At 37.9% G+C, this 21125-nt stretch carries 15 protein-coding genes and 1 tRNA gene; 9 read left to right on the top strand and 7 right to left on the bottom strand.

The features are described from left to right. Nucleotide 1 precedes the first annotated feature (1 nt). The 3 genes from ACM40_RS09880 (at nt 2) to argS (ending at nt 3773) form a co-directional block, all read left to right on the top strand. Nucleotides 2-1432 carry a SusD/RagB family nutrient-binding outer membrane lipoprotein gene (locus ACM40_RS09880; RefSeq protein ID WP_048502884.1) on the top strand — a complete coding sequence of 477 codons (1431 nt, stop codon included), beginning with the start codon at nt 2-4 and terminating at the stop codon, nt 1430-1432. Between the two features lie 24 nt (nt 1433-1456). Continuing rightward, nucleotides 1457-1900: a lipocalin family protein gene (locus ACM40_RS09875; RefSeq protein WP_048502625.1), complete on the top strand. Its 444-nt coding sequence runs from the start codon at nt 1457-1459 to the stop codon at nt 1898-1900. A gap of 112 nt (nt 1901-2012) precedes the next feature. Further along, nucleotides 2013-3773, top strand: a complete 1761-nt coding sequence (argS, locus tag ACM40_RS09870) for an arginine--tRNA ligase (RefSeq protein WP_048502624.1) — start codon at nt 2013-2015, stop codon at nt 3771-3773. Nucleotides 3774-3871: 98 nt separating this feature from the next. On the opposite strand, the gene ACM40_RS09865 is transcribed toward argS, so the two are convergent. The 5 genes from ACM40_RS09865 to ccoN form a co-directional block, all read right to left on the bottom strand. Further along, nucleotides 3872-4810: a YihY/virulence factor BrkB family protein gene (locus ACM40_RS09865; RefSeq protein ID WP_048502623.1), complete on the bottom strand. Its 939-nt coding sequence runs from the start codon at nt 4808-4810 to the stop codon at nt 3872-3874. Nucleotide 4811: 1 nt separating this feature from the next. Continuing rightward, a complete protein-coding gene (locus tag ACM40_RS09860) occupies nt 4812-7136 on the bottom strand; it encodes a BamA/TamA family outer membrane protein (RefSeq protein WP_048502622.1) in 2325 nt (774 codons plus the stop codon). Continuing rightward, nucleotides 7137-12167, bottom strand: a complete 5031-nt coding sequence (locus ACM40_RS09855; RefSeq protein ID WP_083996822.1) for a translocation/assembly module TamB — start codon at nt 12165-12167, stop codon at nt 7137-7139. A 278-nt stretch (nt 12168-12445) separates the two neighbouring features. Further along, on the bottom strand, nt 12446-13333 hold the full coding sequence (locus ACM40_RS09850; RefSeq protein WP_048502621.1) for a cbb3-type cytochrome c oxidase N-terminal domain-containing protein: 888 nt from the start codon (nt 13331-13333) through the stop codon (nt 12446-12448). Between the two features lie 19 nt (nt 13334-13352). Continuing rightward, complete coding sequence (gene ccoN, locus ACM40_RS09845) at nt 13353-15632, bottom strand: cytochrome-c oxidase, cbb3-type subunit I (protein ID WP_048502620.1); 2280 nt, start codon at nt 15630-15632, stop codon at nt 13353-13355. A gap of 185 nt (nt 15633-15817) precedes the next feature. Here ccoN and ACM40_RS09840 point away from each other — a divergent pair, with 185 nt between their 5' ends. The 3 genes from ACM40_RS09840 to ACM40_RS09830 all read left to right on the top strand — a co-directional run bounded on the left by ACM40_RS09840 (nt 15818) and on the right by ACM40_RS09830 (nt 18589). Then, nucleotides 15818-16111, top strand: a complete 294-nt coding sequence (locus ACM40_RS09840; RefSeq protein ID WP_048502619.1) for a helix-turn-helix domain-containing protein — start codon at nt 15818-15820, stop codon at nt 16109-16111. 117 nt (nt 16112-16228) lie between these two features. Next, nucleotides 16229-17656, top strand: coding sequence for an amino acid permease (locus ACM40_RS09835; RefSeq protein WP_048502618.1), 1428 nt, complete (start codon nt 16229-16231; stop codon nt 17654-17656). Nucleotides 17657-17788: 132 nt separating this feature from the next. Further along, on the top strand, nt 17789-18589 hold the full coding sequence (locus ACM40_RS09830; RefSeq protein ID WP_083996821.1) for a GLPGLI family protein: 801 nt from the start codon (nt 17789-17791) through the stop codon (nt 18587-18589). 97 nt (nt 18590-18686) lie between these two features. Here ACM40_RS09830 and ACM40_RS09825 read toward each other — a convergent pair. Beyond that, nucleotides 18687-18757, bottom strand: a tRNA-Gln gene (locus ACM40_RS09825). A 99-nt stretch (nt 18758-18856) separates the two neighbouring features. Between ACM40_RS09825 and ACM40_RS09820 the strand changes: the two genes are divergently transcribed. Next, the gene (locus tag ACM40_RS09820; protein WP_048502616.1) at nt 18857-19885 is read left to right on the top strand and encodes an AMP-binding protein; all 1029 of its coding nucleotides are present in this window, start codon (nt 18857-18859) and stop codon (nt 19883-19885) included. 34 nt (nt 19886-19919) lie between these two features. Continuing rightward, on the top strand, nt 19920-20312 hold the full coding sequence (gene arfB / locus ACM40_RS09815; protein ID WP_048502615.1) for an alternative ribosome rescue aminoacyl-tRNA hydrolase ArfB: 393 nt from the start codon (nt 19920-19922) through the stop codon (nt 20310-20312). Nucleotides 20313-20343: 31 nt separating this feature from the next. Here arfB and ACM40_RS20565 read toward each other — a convergent pair whose 3' ends face one another. Next, entirely contained in the window at nt 20344-20496 is a 153-nt protein-coding gene (locus ACM40_RS20565) for a hypothetical protein (RefSeq protein WP_165579296.1), read from the bottom strand. A 164-nt stretch (nt 20497-20660) separates the two neighbouring features. On the opposite strand from ACM40_RS20565, the gene ACM40_RS09810 reads away from it, so the two are divergent. Next, nucleotides 20661-21041, top strand: coding sequence for a GreA/GreB family elongation factor (locus tag ACM40_RS09810; RefSeq protein WP_048502614.1), 381 nt, complete (start codon nt 20661-20663; stop codon nt 21039-21041). Nucleotides 21042-21125 lie beyond the last annotated feature (84 nt).

The following is a 21125-nucleotide window of genomic DNA, read 5'->3' as shown; positions in this document are numbered from 1 at the left end:
AATGAAAAATATATTAAAGACTGCCTTAGCTGGCATATTTATATCAGCAAGTTTGGTGTCGTGTCAAAGCGACCTGACCTCACTGAATGAAGACCCTAAACATCCGTCGGTTTTACCGTCAGAAAATTTGCTTGCAACTGCATTATTCCAGTCTTCATATTACATGGATAATCCTAGTGTGAATTTCAATAACTACCGTTTTTTCACACAGCAATGGGCAGAAGGTCAATATCCTCAGGAGACCCAATATGATTTAGTAACGAGAAATCAGCCTAGAAATCATTTTAACAGGATGTATGTATACAGCCTTAATAATATTAGACAGGCAAAGGAAAATCTAGTAAAAGAAGTAGAAACTGATGATGTTCGTACTAATAAATTAGCAACTTTAGAAATTGAAGAAATTTTCATCTGGGAAAACCTTGTGGACACTTTTGGAGACGTTCCTTATTCTGAAGCTTTTAAGCCGAATGAAATTTTAACACCAAAATATGATGATGCCAAAACTATTTATAGTGATCTAATTAAAAGAATTGACGCCGTTATTGCAACGGTAAAACCTGCTGCGAAAGGATATGGTTCCGGAGACTTAGTCTATTCTGGCAATATGAATAAATGGGTGAAATTTGCCAATTCTGTTAAATTAAGATTGGGAATAAACTTAGCTGATGTTGACCCTACGTTGTCAAAAGTAACTGTTGAGTCAGCGATTGCATCAGGTGTCATTTCTTCTGAAGATGAAGCTTATAAGTTTGCGTATGACGGTAACACATTTTCAAACCCTGTTTTTGACAATCTTGTAGCTTCTAATAGAGATGATTTTATTCCTAGTGAGTTGGTTATCAATACTATGAATAGTTTATCAGATCCACGAATGGATAAATGGTTTACAAAAGTTGATGGGGCTTATAAAGGAGGGGTCTTTGGTGAATTGAATGATCCATATTCAGATTTTTCTCATTTAAATGATTACTTCAGATCTTCAACAAATGCTTCAAATTTATTAAGTTATGCAGAAGTAGCATTTCTTAAAGCTGAAGCTGCTGCAAGAGGATATTCAGCAGGTGGTACGGCTGCAACTCTTTATGCTGATGCAGTTACTGTATCTATGAAAGAAAATGGAGTAACAGATAATATTACTATTGCTAATTATTTAACAGCACACCCTTACAATGTTGCTAACTGGAAACAATCTATCGGAGTACAGGCTTGGATTGCGATGTTTAATAAAGGCCTTGCTTGTTGGAATTTTACTAGACGTTTAGATAATCCAACTCTTGTGAATCCTCCAAAATCTAACCTTTCTTCTGTACCATATAGAATGCCATATTCAGATCAGGAATATGTATTGAACGGGGCGAATGTTAATGCTGCTGCAAACAAAATAGGAGGTGATAAGGCAACAACAAAATTATTCTGGGATAAATTTTAATTTAGCCAAAGTAAATATTTAAATATGAAATTTTTTATAGGAATTTTTCTTTTTATGACTGTTATTTCATGTTCAAGTAATGACTATAATGACAATAATGCCGTAGAAAGTGTAAGTATCAATGGCAATTGGAAACCTTACAAATATGAATTTAGAGGCAAAAGTATTATCTTGAATGACTGTGAGAAGAAAGGAGAAATATCAATAAATCCTGATTTTTCCGGAACTTATGAGAGATATGAACTTTCTGCTTCAGGAGATTGTAACCATATTGATTCTTTCGGAGGTAAATGGTCTTATGATAATAGCAGTCTGACAATTACTTATAATGAGGCAGGAACTGTTAAAACATTGAAAAAAGCAGTTCAGTCATTCACTGATGTTGAGTTAAGAATTTTAGATAGCTCTAAAGATTTAGATGACACGCCAGGAAATGACCAAGCAATTTTAGTTTTTGCTAAACAATAATATTCTTATACAAACCGCCTTCGGGCGGTTTTTTTATTTCCGTATATTTGTATTTCAAAATTTGAGATGAGATAGGCTATTCTATGTGGCCGTAAAAAGTAATAGTATACACATGAATATTAAAGATAGTATAGAAAAGAAACTTTCAGAGGTTATTTTAAATGTATATCAGTTAAAAGACATCAATCTGGAAGTTCAGGAAAATAAAACCGAATTTGAAGGTGATTTTACCATTGTAACATTCCCATTGGTAAAACAGCTGAAGAAAAATCCGGAAAGTATTGGCGTTGAACTGGGAGAAGCTTTGACGGAACAGTCTGACTTGTTCGAAAGCTTTAATGTAGTAAAAGGTTTCCTTAATGTTAAAGTACAGAACCAGTTGTTTGTGGATAATTTCAGATCCGTGAGCAATGATTTTGACACCATCGAAAAGAAAAATTCTACAGTAATGGTGGAGTATTCTTCTCCAAATACCAACAAACCGCTTCACTTGGGGCACGTAAGAAATAACCTTCTAGGATTTTCTGTAGCTCAGATTTTAAAAGAAGCTGGGTATGATGTGATCAAAACGCAGATCATCAATGACAGGGGAATTCATATCTGCAAGTCAATGCTGGCCTGGGAGAAATTCGGGCATGGAGAAACTCCTGAAACAACCAATACAAAAGGGGATAAGTTTGTAGGAAACTACTATGTAGAGTTCGATAAAAACTACAAAAAAGAAATTGCGGGACTTGTAGATCAGGGCATAGAAGAAGAACAGGCTAAAAAAGAGGCTCCAATCATCAAAGAAGCTCAAAAAATGCTTTTGGACTGGGAAAACGGAGATCAGAAAGTAAGAGATCTTTGGAACGAAATGAATTCGTGGGTTTATAAGGGTTTCAATGAAACTTATAAAAGACTTGGAGTAGATTTTGATCAGGTACAGTATGAAAGCAATACTTATATTTTAGGAAAAGATTTGATTCAGGAAGGCTTGGACAAAGGAATTCTTTATCAGAAAGAAGATGGTTCCGTTTGGTGTGACCTTACCAATGAAGGTCTGGATCAGAAACTTCTGCTTCGTTCAGACGGTACTTCTGTTTACATGACCCAGGATCTGGGAACAGCCGTAGAGCGTTTTAAAGACAACAATATTCAAAAGCTGATCTATACGGTTGGAAACGAACAGGATTATCACTTTCAGGTTTTATTTAAAATCATGAAAAAGCTTGGATATTCTTGGGCGGATCAGTTATTCCACCTTTCTTATGGAATGGTTGAACTTCCGGAAGGAAAAATGAAATCCCGTGAAGGAACAGTAGTGGATGCTGATGACTTGATGGCAGAAATGCACGAAACAGCAAAATTGAAAGCCATAGAACAAGGAAAGCTTGAAGGTCTTTCAGAAGAGGTAAAAGTAGCTTCTTACGAAATCATTGGGATGGGAGCACTGAAATATTTCATGCTGAAAGTGGATCCTAAGAAAAAAATGTTGTTCAATCCGGCAGAAAGTATTGAATTTAATGGAAATACAGGTCCGTTTATCCAATATACCTACGCACGTACTCAGTCTTTACTGGCAAAAGCAGATTACCAATATAAAGAAATTTCGGATGTAGCTTTAAACCAGTATGAAAAAGAACTGATCATGCTTTTGGCTAACTACAAAACAATTGTTGAAAGAGCAGCAGAAGCATTGAGCCCGGCCCTGGTTGCCAATTATGTTTATGATCTGGCTAAATCTTATAACTCATTTTATCAAAGTAATATCATTCTGAAACTGGAAGATGAAAATTTAAAACAATTCCGTTTAAACCTTTCAGATCTTACAGCCAAAACAGTTAAAAAATCATTAGCGCTCCTCGGTATCGGAACCGTAGACAGAATGTAAAAAATAAAGCCTCCTGAAATTTAGGAGGCTATTTTTTATAATGTAAATAGAGAATACGCGGAATCTAAACCCGAATCCCGCACCTCGAATCACATATCTCAACTCTCTTTCACCTCATTCCCAGCATCCTTTCTGCTGTCTCTGTACAGCTTCGCTGCACTCCATTTTGCATGCTTGGAGAGAACAACCTTGTAGCCTTTCTTATAATTATAAACCTTTGTAAACACAGCTCCAAAAAAGATGAGCATACAGGAATAATTAATCCACATCATTATTAAAATAACTGTTCCCGCCGCTCCGAAAGTAGAAGTCGGTTTAAAGTTACCGAAATACAGGCTCAGTAAAAATTTACCCAGCGTAAATAAAATGGTAGTCAGTAAAGCTCCTTTCCATACAGGTTTCCAGCTGATCCTGATATCAGGGAGCACTTTGAACATCAGGGCAAATAAGAGCATTACTAAACCAAAACCAATGGCAAAATTTACAAATTCTACCATCATATAAGTTTCAAGCCCGAAATAATTCGTTATCCAGTTATTGAACAGACTTATCATCGAAGATAAAATCATCGTGATCATCAGTAAAAATCCAAGAATAAGGATCATTCCCAATGAATTGGCTCTGTCCAAAAGAAATTTTACAAATGCTTTTTTAGGAGCTGCTTCCACATCCCAAAGCGTATTTAGAGTGTGCTGAAGCTGAAAAAATAGAGTAGTGGAACCAAAAACCAAAGACCCGATTCCTACTATTTTCATGAAAATATTCTGCTTATCAATGAGCGCTCCCGCAATCATTCCTTCAATACTTTTCGCAACATCTTTTCCCATTAGTCCGCTGATCTGATTGCTGATTTCGCCTCGGATGGCTTCTTCACCAAAGAAATTTCCGGCGATCCAGATAATAATGATCAATAATCCTGGAATTGAAAAAATCGCATAATAGGCAAGGCTTGCCGAATCTTTTGATGCGGAAGAATTGTTCCATTCGGCGAAGGTATCTTTAAGCACCTCCCAGAAAAATTTGATATTATTGATCATATTAGAAAGGATATCCTATGGCTATGTTTAAAACTAAATTATCTTTTCTCCAGCTTGAATCTCCGAAGTTGATCTTATCAAATGCCCAACGGTCTCCTTTTTCGTAGTAAGGAACACGCAAAGGCATGGCAAGATCCAGTCTTAAAATTAAGATAGAGAAATCAAGTCTCAGACCAACTCCGGCTCCAACGGCAATTTCACTTAAAAAATCTTTGGAAAATTTACCTCCCGGTCTGTCTTTATCCTCATTGATCAGCCAGACATTTCCGGCATCAACAAAAGCAGCTACATTCAGGAATTTATAAATATTAGCGCGGTATTCTGCATTCAGCTCCAGTTTGATGTCTCCCGCCTGATCCAATAGCAGTCCCTTTTCAATAGTCCGGGGATCAAAACTTCCCGGCCCTAAAGTTCTCGCGCGGAAAGCACGAATACTGTTGCTCCCCCCTGCAAAAAACTGTTTGGAGAAAGGAATAAACTCTGAATTTCCATACGGATAAGCAATTCCGCCTATGAATCTGCTGGCGAAGGAGCTCTTGTCAGTGAATTTATGATAGAATCTGAAATCATTTTCAATTTTAGCATATTGGCTGAAAGGAATTCCGAAAATCTTTTTCTCTTTATCATTTTTCACATTGGCCCCTGTTACCAGACCAGTGATGTTTCCTGCAAGATCCAACGTACCTTTATAATAGATCGTGTTGGTTTTGGGAAGCATCGTATTGGTATACGTATACGAATAGGTAGGCCCGAAAATTAGTTGTTTTTCAACAACTCTCTGTGCTGCAGGAGTGGTTGCCTGCTTGTAAAATTCCTCTGTTATATTGGCAGGAGACACCAGGGTAATGTCAATAACCTTTAGATCATGTTCCTTCCGGGCATTTTCCTTCCATACATACCCGAATGAAGCATTAAAATTATTAAGTGTATAAAGCTGGGTACGGTTCTGAAACTCATAGCCTAAAGTAATATTCGTTCTCGGAACAAAGGCACTCGAAGAATTGAAACGGAAAGGAGCAACAATCCTTGGTATTGAAAGCTGGACATTCGTTCCTGCCCGGAAGAGATTCTTGGCATCTTCCTGTCCACCCATCTGAAAATCAAAAGCTCCGTAGACAGCTGCTTTAAACTGTTCGGCTCCTCTGAAGAAATTTCGGTGAGTCCAGTTTAAATTTAATTCGCTACCGGCATAATTGGCAGAGTTGGTTCTTCCCAGAGCTTCAAGTCTGAGTGACTGAATTTGTCTCGGAGTTAGCAGATAATAGGCATCAAACTGGTGTTTTAATGAATCTGAAACAATAAATTCATTCTTTACAAATTTAAAAACACCCAGACTGATCAGACGGTTGAGTGTCAGATTATGATTGGAGCGGTTATAGAGATCTCCTTTTTTAAAATATAAAGCCCTGTCGAAAATTTTCGGTTTAAATTTATGCTGAGGATCGATCACATAAATATCATCATAAGCATATTTAGAAAGGGAGTCCGGGTTCATCGGAACATTATATTTACCCCTTTTTACATCCTGGATATTATAGTTCGGAAAAACAATAACTTTATCAATACTGAACTGTTGGGTGGCAAGATCCGGAGTGTCATCTTTTAATTTTACATTAAGCTCCACCTTGTGATTCTTGCTGACTGTACTGTCTGCCTGAACAATAATATTGTCAGGATTGAAATAATAAAACCCTCTTTCCTTTAATCCATTATCGATACGAACCCTTTCATCTTTAATGACGTCGAGGTCAAAAGGATTTCCGGTCTTAAGCAAGGTTTTTGGGGCTAAACTCTGAATTTCCCTGTTAACTAGGGAAGAATCCTGCTGAAATTTCACATTGGTGATCAGATATCTTCCGCCGGGTCTTAAAGTATAAATAACCTTTGCTTTTTTATTTTTGGAAACCGTATCATACTTTGCCTTTGCATTAAAGTACCCTTTGTTTTCAGAGTAATTTTCAATAATATCTTTGTTGAATTCACGGTCTACATCTCCCAGTAAAACAGGTTTTTCGCCTACTTTATATTTCAGCCAGTAATTGAAGCCCTTGTCCTTTTTAGGTTCTTTGGCAATATTGTAAAAATACAGCTTCGGACGTAGCCCCAATATGGAAGAATTGGGCTTGGGAACCAGATTTTCTTCCAGTGATGCCTTGAGCTCATTTTTTTCCTTCTTTGAGAGGCTGTCATTTTCTATTTTTACTTCCCCGCCGGTATACAGCATCTGACCTTCCTTCAGAAACCTTGTATTGCTGCATGAAAGAGTAACAGCGGCAAATCCTGAAGTGAACAAATATCTGTAATATATACTAAATCTACTTTTCATTTATTTAAATTCTACCACCTGGTTATTCTTATTTTCTTTTTTACGTCTGTCTTTTCTTGATTTCTGGAAAATCTCACGGAATTTATCATAGTCTAATGTGATGATGAATCCTAATCCCGTTTCTATGATCTGCCCCTGAAGAGCCACCTGATACTCATCCTTACGATAGGCACGGAGCATATATCTGCCGTCTTTGGAAAGGCTGTAATCTACCGTAACATTTCCTGCAATGTTCGTCATGTTTTCATTCTGGCGGGCTTCACCTTCCAGGGCAAAATTACTTCCTACGGAAACCTTCAGACGGTCATTCAGTAATTTTTTGCTTACTCCTACATTCAGGTCTGTTCTTGTATTTTTTTCTCCACTTGAGTAGTCTTCGGAAGAATCAAGACCTAAATCGATATCAACCCCTTTGATCAGCCCGGAGGCAAGATTGTTCAGCTGCTGCGAAAGAATTTTACTTACACTCTGTCTCGCCAGCATTTCAGCAGACACTCCCGCACCGGATTCAAACGGGTTTTCTCCGATGAAGCGGTTCAGTAAAAGAAGAGCAAAAACCTGCTTATTCATTTCAGATTCCTGAGTTCTGAGCTGGGTCAGTTTTTGGTCCACAATATCCGTTACCGTAGAGGAAACCGCATTATTCTTTTCATCTGTAGTAATATCGAAAGTGATCTGAGGCTTCAGAAGTTCGCCTTTCATTTTCAGCAATGTGTTAAAAGGTATTCTTTGCTTAAACTGGTTCATGACAGAAGCATCCTCACCGCTTACCTGCTGTTCCACAAGGTCTATAGGAGGAGCTTCTGTTTTATAAACTGCTGTAATATCCATTGTTGCGGCGGTTGGCTCTCCCGTCCAGGTAATGGTACTTCCTTTCTGAATATCAAATTTACGTTTCAGAAGGCTTACAGAAAGCTCATAAGACCCTTTTTCCACTTCATAAACCCCTACAAGGGTAGTTTTTCCTGAAGGATCAATTCCGCCGGTAAGATCAGCCTCACCCTGGAGTTTTACAAAATCTCCGTTGGCTTTATCAATAACAATTGACAGTTTGGCTTCTTTGCTTACTTCAATATTCACACTTACATCCATTCCTTTAAAACGACTCTGTGCCTTCAGAGAATCGGCAACGATTGTTTTATTTAAAACGACCTGATCCTGATCGATGAATTCTACAATTCCGTCTCTCTCCTGAAGGGAAGGACTGGACTGCGGAAGGACAAAAGTAAAATCCGTATCATCAGAAACCGACAGTCTTCCGTCTACTTTTGGAAGATCCAGGTTTCCACGAACATGAAGTCCCGCATCAATGGCAAGAATTCCGTACATCATGGCATCATTGGATTTTTCAGAATTCACCACTTTGAAATCTTTTGCATTGACGTCAAGATTAAATGCGAAATCCCTGTACGTCTGCGTAAGAACCTGTCCGTTGATGACAAGTGAATTTCCGTCCTTATCATTTATTTTGAATTTATTAAATTCTATACCGCGGCTGGTAAAATCAATTTCATCATTGAGCTTTCTGAAATCACTGCCTGTTTTGGCAATTTCAAGCCCGGCATCATTGAATTTTACTTTACCTAAAATATTCGGTCGATCAGTATTTCCTGTAATCTTTAAGTTTCCGGAAATATAACCTTCCGTATTCGTTATGGCATTCATGGAGAACCCCTGGATACTCTTCATCTGAAGCTGATTGATGGCCATATCCAGATCGAATGTGCTGGAAGAAGTATTGTAATCTCCAAGAATTTTCACATCATTGTTATTGCCGGAAAGGGCAACGTCAGCATTTAAAGTATTCGGTGAAGTATTGTTCACTTTTATGGCAAGATTTCCTACAGGACTTCCATAAACGATCAGATCTGAAACGTTCAGATCAGAAGTGAAGGTCATCTTTTTGGTGATATCTCTAAGCTGTGCTGTTCCGTTGATGGTCCCTCTTGCCAGAACCGTATCTTTTTTAATCAGCTCCGTAATAGTTTCAATTTTAAAATCTTTCAGCGAAACGTTTAAAGGGCTGCCTGCACGTTCGGTTTCGGATTGAAGTGAAATCTCACTGGCACCATTGGTCAGGATGAAGTTATCAGCCAAAATTCCCTGGCTGCTGATCTGGATTTTATTGTTTTCGGCCACATTCCAGTCTGCATAATTAAGTTTCAATCCATTTGGATTTAAAGAAATTTCAGTAATATCATTTAAAGATTTTGCATTTCCGGCGATGAGGAACTGGGTGGCATCTTTGTCGTCTTTCGTGGTTACGTTATAATTGATGATATTATTTGCAACATCTCCCGTTACCGCAATTTTTTTCAGGGTGAAACTGGAGCTTTTCAAAGCACCTGCGTTTAGGCTGTACTGGAGTGCCTGGTTTTCATTGGTTACTTTTAAGGCAATATTTTCCAGGGAATTTTCACCGTACAACAACTGAGGAATCTGTCCGTCCACTTCTATCTTTTGAGAATCGGCATCATAATTTCCAGCTAAATTGATCGTTTCAAAACTCTTCAGCTCCGGAACAAATTTCCTGATCAGATCATCATTCTTGATCTTTGCATTGAACGTGAAAAACTGTCCAGGATCTATTTTCTGTCCCTTCGCCGGCTTTTGGAACTGATAATATTGATTGATCGTTTGTGTCAGAGCACCGAATATTTGGGTCAGCTTATATTTTCCTATCAGAGAAACATCTGCAATCTGGGAATTGAAAAGAATCTTTGTAGAATCCTGGGTAGAAGAAGCTTTCAGATTGACTTCCTGCACAGGGTAAACCTCCTTTGTATCTGAAAATGCAAAGTCTTTCAGGTTTAAATATCCGTTCAGGGCATCCGGATTGAGGCTTGAAAAATCGCCATCGATTTTTCCGGCAATAATCATTGGCTTTTCGTAGAATCCAAGCTTATTCACGTCAAGTTTGATGACTTCACCATTGATTTTTACGGTGGGATTTTTTTCATTATAAACTCCGGAAGCGATTAAATTCAGATTGGCATTCGGATCTTTTGAATTGAGAATGATATGGTAAACTCCTTTATTGATTTTACCGGTCAGATCCATATTCTGGTAACGGTAGCCTTTGTAAACAGCCGATGCCACATGGCCCTTCAGATTGGCGTTGGCATTTTTAAAATCAAAGCTTTCACCTTTAGCTGAAATTTGTGCTGTGATGGGCCCGATATCTTTATTTTTAATGATCTTTCCTACCTGGACAGCCTGAAGATTGGCTTTTACATCGTACAGTTCCCTGTTTTTTCTGCGCATATCCACATCTGCAACAATGGCTGCATTTCCAAGGGTAGAGTAGAGGTTGAGGTCTGTTTTAACTATTTTGGTTGTTCCTTTTGCATTTCCTTTGATGCTGAAATGAGACGGCAGGGAGATATTGGAAGGAATTGTATTTTTAGGAACCAGATTGTATACGGTTTTAGCTTCTGTGGAAAATTCTGCAATCCTGAGGTCATAGTAAAGATTTTCAGGCTTCATTGCGTTTCTGATCCTTCCGGATGCATTTACTCTTAGCTGATCCAGCCCTGATACTTTAAGATCTTTGATCAGAAGGTCATTCATCATTCCCTGAACATTTGCGTTCACATTCAGGATAGCATTCGGGTATTTGCTGAACGGAACTGTATTCCGTAAGGTAGGAACAATATTCAGGATATCTGCGAAACCGATTTTGGAGTTTTTGATGTTGGCAGAAATTTTTACAGCACCGGGATTGGAGGTAAGCTGATCAATAGATTCATAATTTAAAATTACCTCATCGCGGATCAGCGTTTTCGGAGTCTGCAGATAAAGATCTTTCAGATAAGCCTGTTTTTCCTGGTACACAAAATCCGTATTGAATTTCTGAATATCCAAGCCTCTTGCTTCTTTAATTTCTGCTGAATTCACTGTTCCCGCAAAAGTATTGTTCTCCATTTTGAAACTTCTCACTTCCACATTCATTTTAGAGAAATTCATATGGTTGAAATCCATTCCCTGTTTGGTGGGAGCAATGGCGGTATTGTTGTAAACGGCTTTTACATCATTCAGGACAAGCTTTCCGAGAATAATTTTCATGGCTTTATCCTGATCCGAAACTTTGGAAATTTCAGGTTCTTTTTTGTCTTTTGGATTGGCATTTTGTGCAGGAAGATAAAGGTTGGCATTGATATCTGCCCCCGAAAGTACAACATTGGAAATATTGTAAGCATTATTTTCCAGATCCAGTTTATTAACCTTCGTACTTAATTCTTTAAACAGAATTTTAGCAAAGGTTTTGGTATTGTCATCTCCGTAATCTATATCGAAATTGGTCAGCTTTATTCCTCTGAGGCCAATATTCATTGGCTTTTTATCATTAAGTGAATCTACCTTTTTCTCTACTTTTTCAGATACTTCTTCAAGAAGGTCCTGTTTTAATTTTAATTTCAGGCCGTCCAGATTGATATCATTAACAGCATAGGTGTTCTTACTGAGATCAAAAGTTTTAACCCGGGTATCAAATGATTTGAAATATAACTGAATGTCATTTCTGGACTGCTGGTCGTTGAAGGTAACGCCAATATCCTTTAAATTGATTTTATCAAGAGAAATAATAAACGGCTTGGAAGGGCTTTCCTCTTTATCACTGGTGGCAAAAGCATTGATAATATAATCGAAATTGAATGTCCCGTTCGGTTTTCTTACCACATTGGCGCGGGCTCCTTCAAGATCTACTGAAGTAATGTCGGCGGTAGAACTGATAAGCTTCAGCATATTTAAGCCTACGTCGAGCTTTTTAACAGCAAGAAGGGTGTCGACATCCTGGCCTTTAAGGTAAAGGTTTTCCATGATCAGGCTGTTCGGAAATCCTATATAAACCCTTTCCAGGCTTACTTTGGTCTTGATTTTTTTCTCAAGATATACAACCAGTTTGTCTTTGATGAAGTTTTGAACGGCAGGAAGCCTCAGACTCAGGATCAGCAGGGTAAGAAAAACCAATATTGAAATAAAGGTTATTGCAATACGCCTCAGGAGTTTTCTTTTGTTAATTTTCAGTTTCAAATGCGATCAGGTTTCTAACAAAGATAAGAATACTATTTTATAAGCTCTTTGTTGTGGTATCCTGTTGCAAGTGCAAAAATCCTGCCTTGGCTGCCTTATTATGGAATTTAGTTTAGTAGTTGTCAAGTGAATTAGTTGATCAAGACAACCAAGGTGTGGATTTTCTTGTATAAAAGCCCCCTTTTAATCATTTTTTTAAGTGTTGAAAAGGTTAGCAAAATGAAATTCAAATGTTAGTATTTCAAAGGGGGCAAAGATATATGGAGATAATAAATTTTTTAATTGTTTCCGTTCTCCCATTTCACTTCTTCGCCCTGAGGAGCAGCACCGCCCTGAGCCGGAGTGATAGGGGAAGTTTCCTGGTTAATATGGTAAATGTAGGCTGCAATTTTTTCAGCATCTCTTCCTGTGATGGTTCCTTCTTTGATGAAAGGTCTCATGGTCGGATTATTGGGTGAACCGTTTTCAAGCATCCAGAAAACATTTTTAAACAGGCTTTTTTCTTTGATATTGATCCAGTGGGTATCCGTAAGGTTCGGCCCGATCCCTCCTTTTCCTCCGTCACCATGACAGGTTACACAATTGGTTTTGAAAAGTTCCTGACCTTCTGCAATATTGTCTGCACTGTATTTTGCCGTTTCAAGATTGATCTGAGGAGCAGTCTTTTCGTATTCAGCAATAGAAGCAAGCATTGTTTTGGCTTCTTTATCATATTCCGCTTCCGGGTGGGCATATTCTGTAAAAGCAAAAGCAGTAAGGTAAACTACGCAGAATATACATCCGAACCAGAAAAGACCAATCCACCATTTTGGAAGTGAATTATCAAGCTCTGTAATTCCATCGAAACCATGATCGATAAGAATATCTTTTTCTTCGGTAGCAGATTGCTTTTTAAAGGCAGAATTCCAAAGCTTCTGGTAATACGGAACACTTTTTTCTGCTAAATATTCCTTCTTTTCCTCTTCCGACAGCCTGCTGAAGCTTTCATTTTCAACCAGGTCCCCAATGGAGTTCATGATCATCAGAAGAATCACAGCAATTACGATAAGTGCCCAGAAAAACGGGGAGGAAAAATAACCTGAATCTCCGGCGAACATTTCAAACGCCATGATCGTTAAGCCTATCGTTGTTGCGATGTATATTGAAATAGGGGTTCTCTTTTTCATTGCGGTATCATTTTAATCATTACTCAGCACTTGCCGTTTGAATCTGTGTTGTCTTAATATCAGTCCCCAATCTTTGAAGATAGGCGATCATTGCTACAATTTCTCTCTGCTCAAGCGGAACAAACGTAGCTCCTTTTGCCGTTCTTTCTTTTTCCATCTGGTCTTTCACATCGGTGGCTTCGGAATAAATTCTCTGTACAATAGCTTTAGACTGGTTGTCTGCCCATTTTCCGGCTGAATCTATTTCCGCTTTTGAATAAGGAACATCGAAGGTGTTTTTCATCAATCTCATTTTGTCAACCATTTGAGTCCGGTCTAATTTATTGGTGATCAGCCATGGAAAACGTGGCATAATAGAACCTGCAGAGGTAATTCTCGGATTATACATATGTTTGAAATGCCATGAATCCGGGTTTCTGCCCCCTTCTCTGTGAAGATCCGGTCCTGTTCTTTTAGATCCCCATAAAAATGGTCTGTCATAAACGAATTCTCCCGCTTTGGAATACTGTCCGTTTTTGCCTTCAAATCTTACCACCTCGTCACGGAAAGGTCTGATCATCTGGGAATGGCAGGCGTTACATCCTTCGCGGATATACAGGTCTCTGCCCTCCAGTTCCAGTGGGGTATAAGGTTTCACAGCTGTAATCGTTGGAACACTTTGCTTAAGGGATAATGTGGGTACTATTTCTATCAGTCCTCCTATCGCTACTGTTATGAAAGCAAGGATGGAAAGTAGTTTCGGAGTTCTTTCCAGCCACAGGTGAACACCTTCGCCTTCTTTTCTTCTGCTGCCGATATCTGCCAGTGCAGGAGCTTCTGCCGGAACATTTTTCTGGAACGAGCCTGATCTTACGGTTTTGATGACATTCACTACCATTAAAACAGCCCCTGAAAGATAAAGGATACCTCCTAAGAATCTCATTTTATAATAAGGAATAATCGCTGTTACCGTATCCAGCCAGTTTTTATACATTAAAGTACCATCCGGGTTGAACTGTTTCCACATTAATCCCTGAGTAAATCCGGAGATATACATTGGAACGGCATAGAAAATGATTCCCAATGTTCCCAACCAAAAGTGCCAGTGTGCTAATTTTTTAGACCATAACGGTGTTCTCCACATTGCCGGAATCAGATAATAAATAATTCCGAATGCCATAAATCCATTCCATCCAAGTGCACCAATATGTACGTGCCCAATTACCCAGTCGGTGTAGTGTCCGATTTTATTTAAAGATTTTGTGGCTAATAAAGGTCCTTCGAAAGTAGCCATACCATAACAGGTAATTGCCACGACGAAGAATTTAAGGATCGGGTTTTCCCTTACTTTATCCCAGGCACCTCTTAACGTAAGAAGACCGTTCAGCATTCCTCCCCAGGAAGGTGCAATCAACATGATAGAGAAACCGGTTCCAACGGCCTGAGCCCATGCCGGAAGCGCCGTATACTGAAGGTGGTGAGGGCCAGCCCAAAGGTATACGAAAATCAGCGACCAAAAGTGAATAATGGATAATTTATAGGAGAATACAGGACGCTGAGCCGCTTTCGGCATGAAATAATACATCAGACCCAATACCGGAGTAGTCAGTACGAATGCTACGGCATTGTGGCCGTACCACCACTGTACAAGTGCATCTTTTACACCGGCATATACGGAATAGGATTTCCAGCTTGTGAATGATAAGGGAACTTCAAGATTATTAAAGATATGGAGCATGGCTACGGCAATCCATGTTGCAATATAGAACCAGATGGCTACATAAAGGTGTCTCACCCTTCTCTTGGCGATGGTTCCGAACATATTGATTCCGAAAATAACCCAGGAGAAAGTAATCAGGATATCAATAGGCCACTCGTGTTCCGCATATTCTTTGGAAGTATTGATTCCCATTAAAAATGTGATCACTACGGCAACAATCATCAGCTGCCAGCTCCAGAAGTGGATCCATGAAAGCGTATCGCTGTACATCCTTGTTTTTAAAAGCCTCTGCATACTGTAGTAGGCACCACAGAAGAAGGAATTACACACAAAAGCAAAAATAACGGCACTTGTATGAAGCATTCTGATCCTTCCGAATCCCATGGCACCCTGTGTATTGATAAGTCCCTGGATATTTCCGCTTCTCAAACTCTGGATAGTGGTATCATCTGTCCCGAATAAAAACTCAGGCAACTCAGGGTAGAAAAGCATCAGCGCAGCTGTAAGTCCTAGCAGAAAGCCGACCAGCCCGAATACGATAGTAGCATACAAGAATGCTCTGACAATATTATTGTCATAATTGAATTTTTGCGTCTCCATAATTCCAATAGTGTTGTTCCGAAGTGATATTTATCCTCTTAAATCAAAACATCATATCCTTGATTGGGATGAAAAAATAAATATCATGTAACGTGTATAATGTTTTGCCAAAGGTATTTATTAACTTTGTGTAAGTCTAGTAGGTATCCTTCTAAACTATACCGAAAACTACTAAAACAAGAACGATGAAAGTATGTGGTCAAAATATCAGAAAAATCCGTAGAAGCAAAGACTTTACGCAGGAGTATATGGCTTTTGAAATGGGCATTTCCCAAAAGGCCTATTCGGATATTGAAAATTCTAAAGTGAAGATCAATCTGGAAATACTGACGAAGATTTCAGACATTCTGGAAATTAAACCTTCAGACATTTGCAGCATCTCCCATAAATGCGGAACAGATGGAAATGAGGATAAATATCAGGAGCTTTTAGAGTATATGAAGAAGAATAATATCTCAATTCCAAAAGAATTTTTGTAAATAAACCCTGCTTTTTCATTTTTTAAATCATTACAGCTGAATATTTTAAAGTTTCTTACAGTTCCATAGAACGTGAATTCCTCTAAAGTTTTATATATTTAGAGCATAATTCATTCTATGAACAGTGAACAGAAAACAGAATCCAGGGACGGGGCTCTAGTCAGAGGATTAACCAACAGACATATTCAATTAATTGCCCTTGGGGGAGCTATAGGAACAGGATTGTTTCTTGGGATTGGTCCGGCAGCTGTTTTAGCAGGCCCATCCGTTATTCTTGGATATGCCCTGGCAGGAATCATTGCCTTTTTTATTATGCGCCAGCTTGGTGAAATGGTTGTTCAGGAACCTGTTTCAGGAAGTTTCAGTCATTTTGCGTATAAATATTGGGGAAATTTTCCGGGCTTTGCTTCAGGGTGGAATTATTGGATCCTCTATATTCTTGTAAGTATGGCGGAGCTTACAGCAATTGGTCATTATATCCATTTCTGGTGGCCGGAAATTCCGCTCTGGGTTTCCAGTTTATTCTTTTTTATTGTTATTAATGCTTTGAATCTTGCTTCCGTAAAAGTTTATGGAGAAACAGAATTCTGGTTTTCTATCATCAAAGTGGTAGCTATTGTTGCGATGATTATTTTCGGTATTTATCTTCTGGTAAGCGGTACCGGGGGAGATAAGGCCAGTATTCAGAATTTATGGAATGACGGCGGATTTTTCCCGAAAGGATTATTTAATAAAACTGAAACCGGATATTCGGGGCTCTTTGCCGCTATGGCCATGATTATGTTTTCTTTTGGAGGATTGGAACTGATAGGAATTACCGCTGCAGAAGCTAAAAATCCTGAGAAAACCATTCCGCAGGCTACCAATCAGGTGATCTACAGAATTCTGATCTTTTATGTGGGAGCCTTGGTTATTTTGTTTGCTTTGAGTCCGTGGAGGGAGATTACAGAGGGTACAAGTCCTTTTGTAATGGTTTTTCAGAACTTAAACGGATTTGAGTTTAACCTTTTTGGAAAAGTCATCCAGTTCAATTCGCTCATCGCCAATGTTCTTAATCTGATTGTTTTAACAGCGGCTTTGTCCGTGTACAACAGCAGTGTTTATAGTAACAGCCGTATGCTTTTCGGATTGGCACAGCAGGGAAATGCACCGAAGTTTTTAACCAAGCTGAACAAAAGCCATGTTCCAACCAATGCTATTATTGTGTCTTCCTGTTTTGCGGGAATCTGTATTATTATCAACAAACTGGTTCCTGAAAAAGCATTTGAATATTTAATGGCTTTGGTAGTTTCCACTCTTATTATCAACTGGCTGATGATATGCTATACCCATTTGAAATTTAGAAAAGAGAAAGACAGAGAAGGCCTGAAGACATCCTTCCCCTCTATATTTTATCCGGTTTCAAACTACATCTGTATCTTGTTTTTAATGGCAATTCTAGTATTGATGAGTATTACAGGAATGGAAATTCAGGTAATTTTAATTCCGGTGTGGCTTGCTTTCCTGTTTGTCATGTTTAAGCTTTACAAACCTGAAACCAAATAGTAAACGGAAAGAGAGAGTTGGAAATTGCGGGATGCAAGTTACGAGACTGAAATTAATAATTTACTTCAGTTGGTGGAATCAAAATCGTGTTTTTCGCCTTGACAATAAGTCTAAAACCTGAACCTATATTTTATGAAAATAGCACACCAATTGAAATTTATTTTATTTTTATCATTATTATCAACATTTTGTTTTTCGCAGAAATTCAGTTTTATCTATGAAGCTAAATATAGAACAAGTAAAGAAAAACCCGAAGATATTAATACTGATAAAATGATTTTGGATTTTGAGAATAATATTTCGATTTTTAGAGAATCCATGTCCAGAGATTCTGATTCCCTTACATTCATTAATAAAAATGGAGGCTATAAATTGGGGGTAGAAAATCAATTTTACGTTAAAAAAGATATTAGAAATAATAAAGTAGAGAAAATTATTACTTATTTACGTGCCAATTACCTTCTTCCTATTGACGAACAATTAAATTGGAAAATCTTACCGGAACAAAAAGCCATTGGAAAATATAAAGCACAAAAAGCGGAAGTTAATTATGGCGGTAGAAATTGGACTGCGTGGTTTACAACAGAGTTGCCTTTTAATGATGGTCCCTACATTTTCAATGGATTGCCCGGCTTAATCATTTCCATTGAAGATGCAGCACATGATTACTCCTTCAATTTAATACAAATAAAAAAAAGCAGCAATTGGTTTGATGCAAGAACAAAAACCATTACAATTGATTGGGCAAAATATGATCTTCTTGGAAAATCATATTATAATGATCCCTGGAACTCTAAAACTGCGAGGAAAGTTACCTTTACTGATCCTCAGGGGAATGAAAAAGATATCAATGAAATGATCAGGCAAGCACAAAAATCTATTCTTGAAGAAAATAACCCTTTGGAGCTGAATCACAAAATCAATTATAAATAAACTTTTACTGAATTGTAGGTCAATTCATTTGTGAAATACAAGCTGGGCAGATCAGTTTTAAATAATAAATAAAACCATCCTCAGAAAGGATGGTTTGTAGACCCACAGGGATTCGAACCCCAGATGACTGAACCAAAATCAGTAGTGTTACCGCTACACCATGGGTCTTTGTTTATTTCAGTGGTGCAAATTTACAGCTTTTTTCTTTAGATACAAGAACTTTTTAAAGTTTTTTTTAAATTTACACTACTTTTTATTTACAAAAATATGCTCGTAGACTTCAATAATCTCACTATTAATAATTTATCTTTTGAAACAGATTTTGACCAAAAAATCAAAAACTTTTTAGAGGAATGGTTTTCTGAAGCATCTACCGTAAAAGTACAGACTTCAGGCTCTACAGGAATCCCTAAAATTTTTGAGATCGAAAAAAAGAAAATGATCAGCTCTGCTGTCATGACCTGTAATTTTCTTGGACTGAAAGAAGGAGATAAAGCATTATTGTGTCTTCCTGTTGAATACATTTCCGGGAAAATGATGATAGTCCGTTCTATTGAAAGAAAATTGAAGCTGACGACTGCTGAACCATCCCTGAAACCGCTTGAATTTTTAAATGAAGAAACAGATTTCTGCGCGATGACTCCTCTTCAGGTAGAAAATTCGCTGGACAAACTGCATCTTATCAGGAATCTGATTATTGGCGGAGCAGCTGTTTCCGAGTCGTTAAAAAGAAAGATAGCTCAAAATCAAAGGTTGAATAATACGCGGATCTTTGAAACCTACGGGATGTCTGAAACCCTTTCCCATATTGCCCTGAAGCAGGTAATGCCTGTGCCTGAAGATTATTTCACAGCTTTTGAAAACGTTTCTATTTGTGCAGACGAAAGAGGCTGTCTGAGAATTTTTGCCCCGAATGTTAATGCTGAGGTGCTTCAGACTAATGATTTAGTTGAAATAAAGAATGAAAAGCAGTTTAAATTCCTGGGGCGTATAGACAACGTCATCAATTCCGGCGGAGCTAAAATTTTTCCTGAAACACTGGAAGCTTTGGTGAAAAAGGAAATTCCCAATGAAGCTGTTTTTATAGGAGTAAATGATGAAAGTTTGGGACGGAAATTGATACTTGTTATTGAAGGAAAAGAATCTGAAGATCTTGCATCGAAGATATCAGGCGTAGCATTTGAAAAGAATTTTCACAAACCAAAAGAAATTATTTTCATTGAAGAAATTCCACGAACCCCAAACGGTAAAGTAAACCGGATAGAATTGGAAAGAAAAATCACTGAACATTTGTAATCCTTATGTTGATTCTTGACTCAAAATAAAAAACATGAAAGATTTTTCAAAAGAACTTAGTTTTAAAACCTCCCGAAGCAGCGGTGCAGGAGGCCAGAACGTTAATAAGGTGGAAACCTCAGTAACCGTTCTCTGGCTTGTTGCTGAATCTGAATTTTTCAATGATGATCAAAAAGAGCTGATTCAAAGTAAATTGAAGAACAGGATGAATGCTGAAGGATATCTGTTTCTGACTGTATCGGAGAGCAGAACCCAGCTGATGAATAAAAACAAAGCCATTGAAAAAATTACCGAACTCGTTAATAAAGCTTTGATTGTTCCCAAGAAAAGAGTACCCACAAAACCATCTAAAGGACAAAAGCAGAAACGGCTGGATACCAAAAAGAAAATTTCTGAAAAAAAGGAGAACAGGAAATTTAAGTTTTAGATTCGTATTGTGTGATTGTGGGTTCGGGTTTTTACATGTCCGTTTTTTTCAGTATCTTAGGGGTATTATTAATATTACAATTAAGTATGACAGCAATTTCTTCTTTATCAGCAGCCTGCCCATCCAATGGCCTTTTGCTGTCGCTGTTGTACCTGCATACAGATTCTTTTCTTAAAAGTTCCAAGGACTTTATCAATTAAGCCCTGTCAGGATCCAAAGACAGGGGAGTTTTCAATAGATTTTACGAATTATTTTTGCAGTTTTCTGCGGGTAAAAGACTGATAGGTTTTTTATTCAGATTTGGATCACTGGGATCACTGCATTCATTATTATTTTAAAATATTAAAAATGTCCAATCCTATTATTGTAACGACCGGAATTTACGATGCTATAAAAGATACGCTCAGAAGAAAAAAAGTAAGCATGCCGGAAGAGAAACGTCTTGCTGAAGAATTGAGAAAAGCGAAGCAGGTTTTAAGAAAAGAGCTGCCTGCTGATGTGGTTACTGTCAACAGAAAAGTAACAATCAAAGACCATACTCAGAATTTTGAGCATGAATACATTTTTGTGGCTTCTGTAAAAGCTAAACCGGCAAAAAATAAGCATTCTATTTTATCGGATATTGCTCTGGCAACTGTTGGGTATAAAGTGGGAGATATCATCAGCTGGCCTTTTAAAGACGGGGAAAGAAAGATAGAGATTTTAAAAGTGGAACCCTGGTATGGGTAGTTCCTCATATCTTGTATTTTGTTAGATGAAAGTACAGCTTTACGGCTGTACTTTTTATTTGAAAACCTTGATGAGTTAAGGATT

The organism is Chryseobacterium sp. BLS98 (assembly GCF_001045445.1).
Lineage (GTDB): Bacteria > Bacteroidota > Bacteroidia > Flavobacteriales > Weeksellaceae > Chryseobacterium.
Note: the sequence above shows the minus strand (reverse complement) of the source record. Positions and strands in the feature narration are given on the sequence as shown.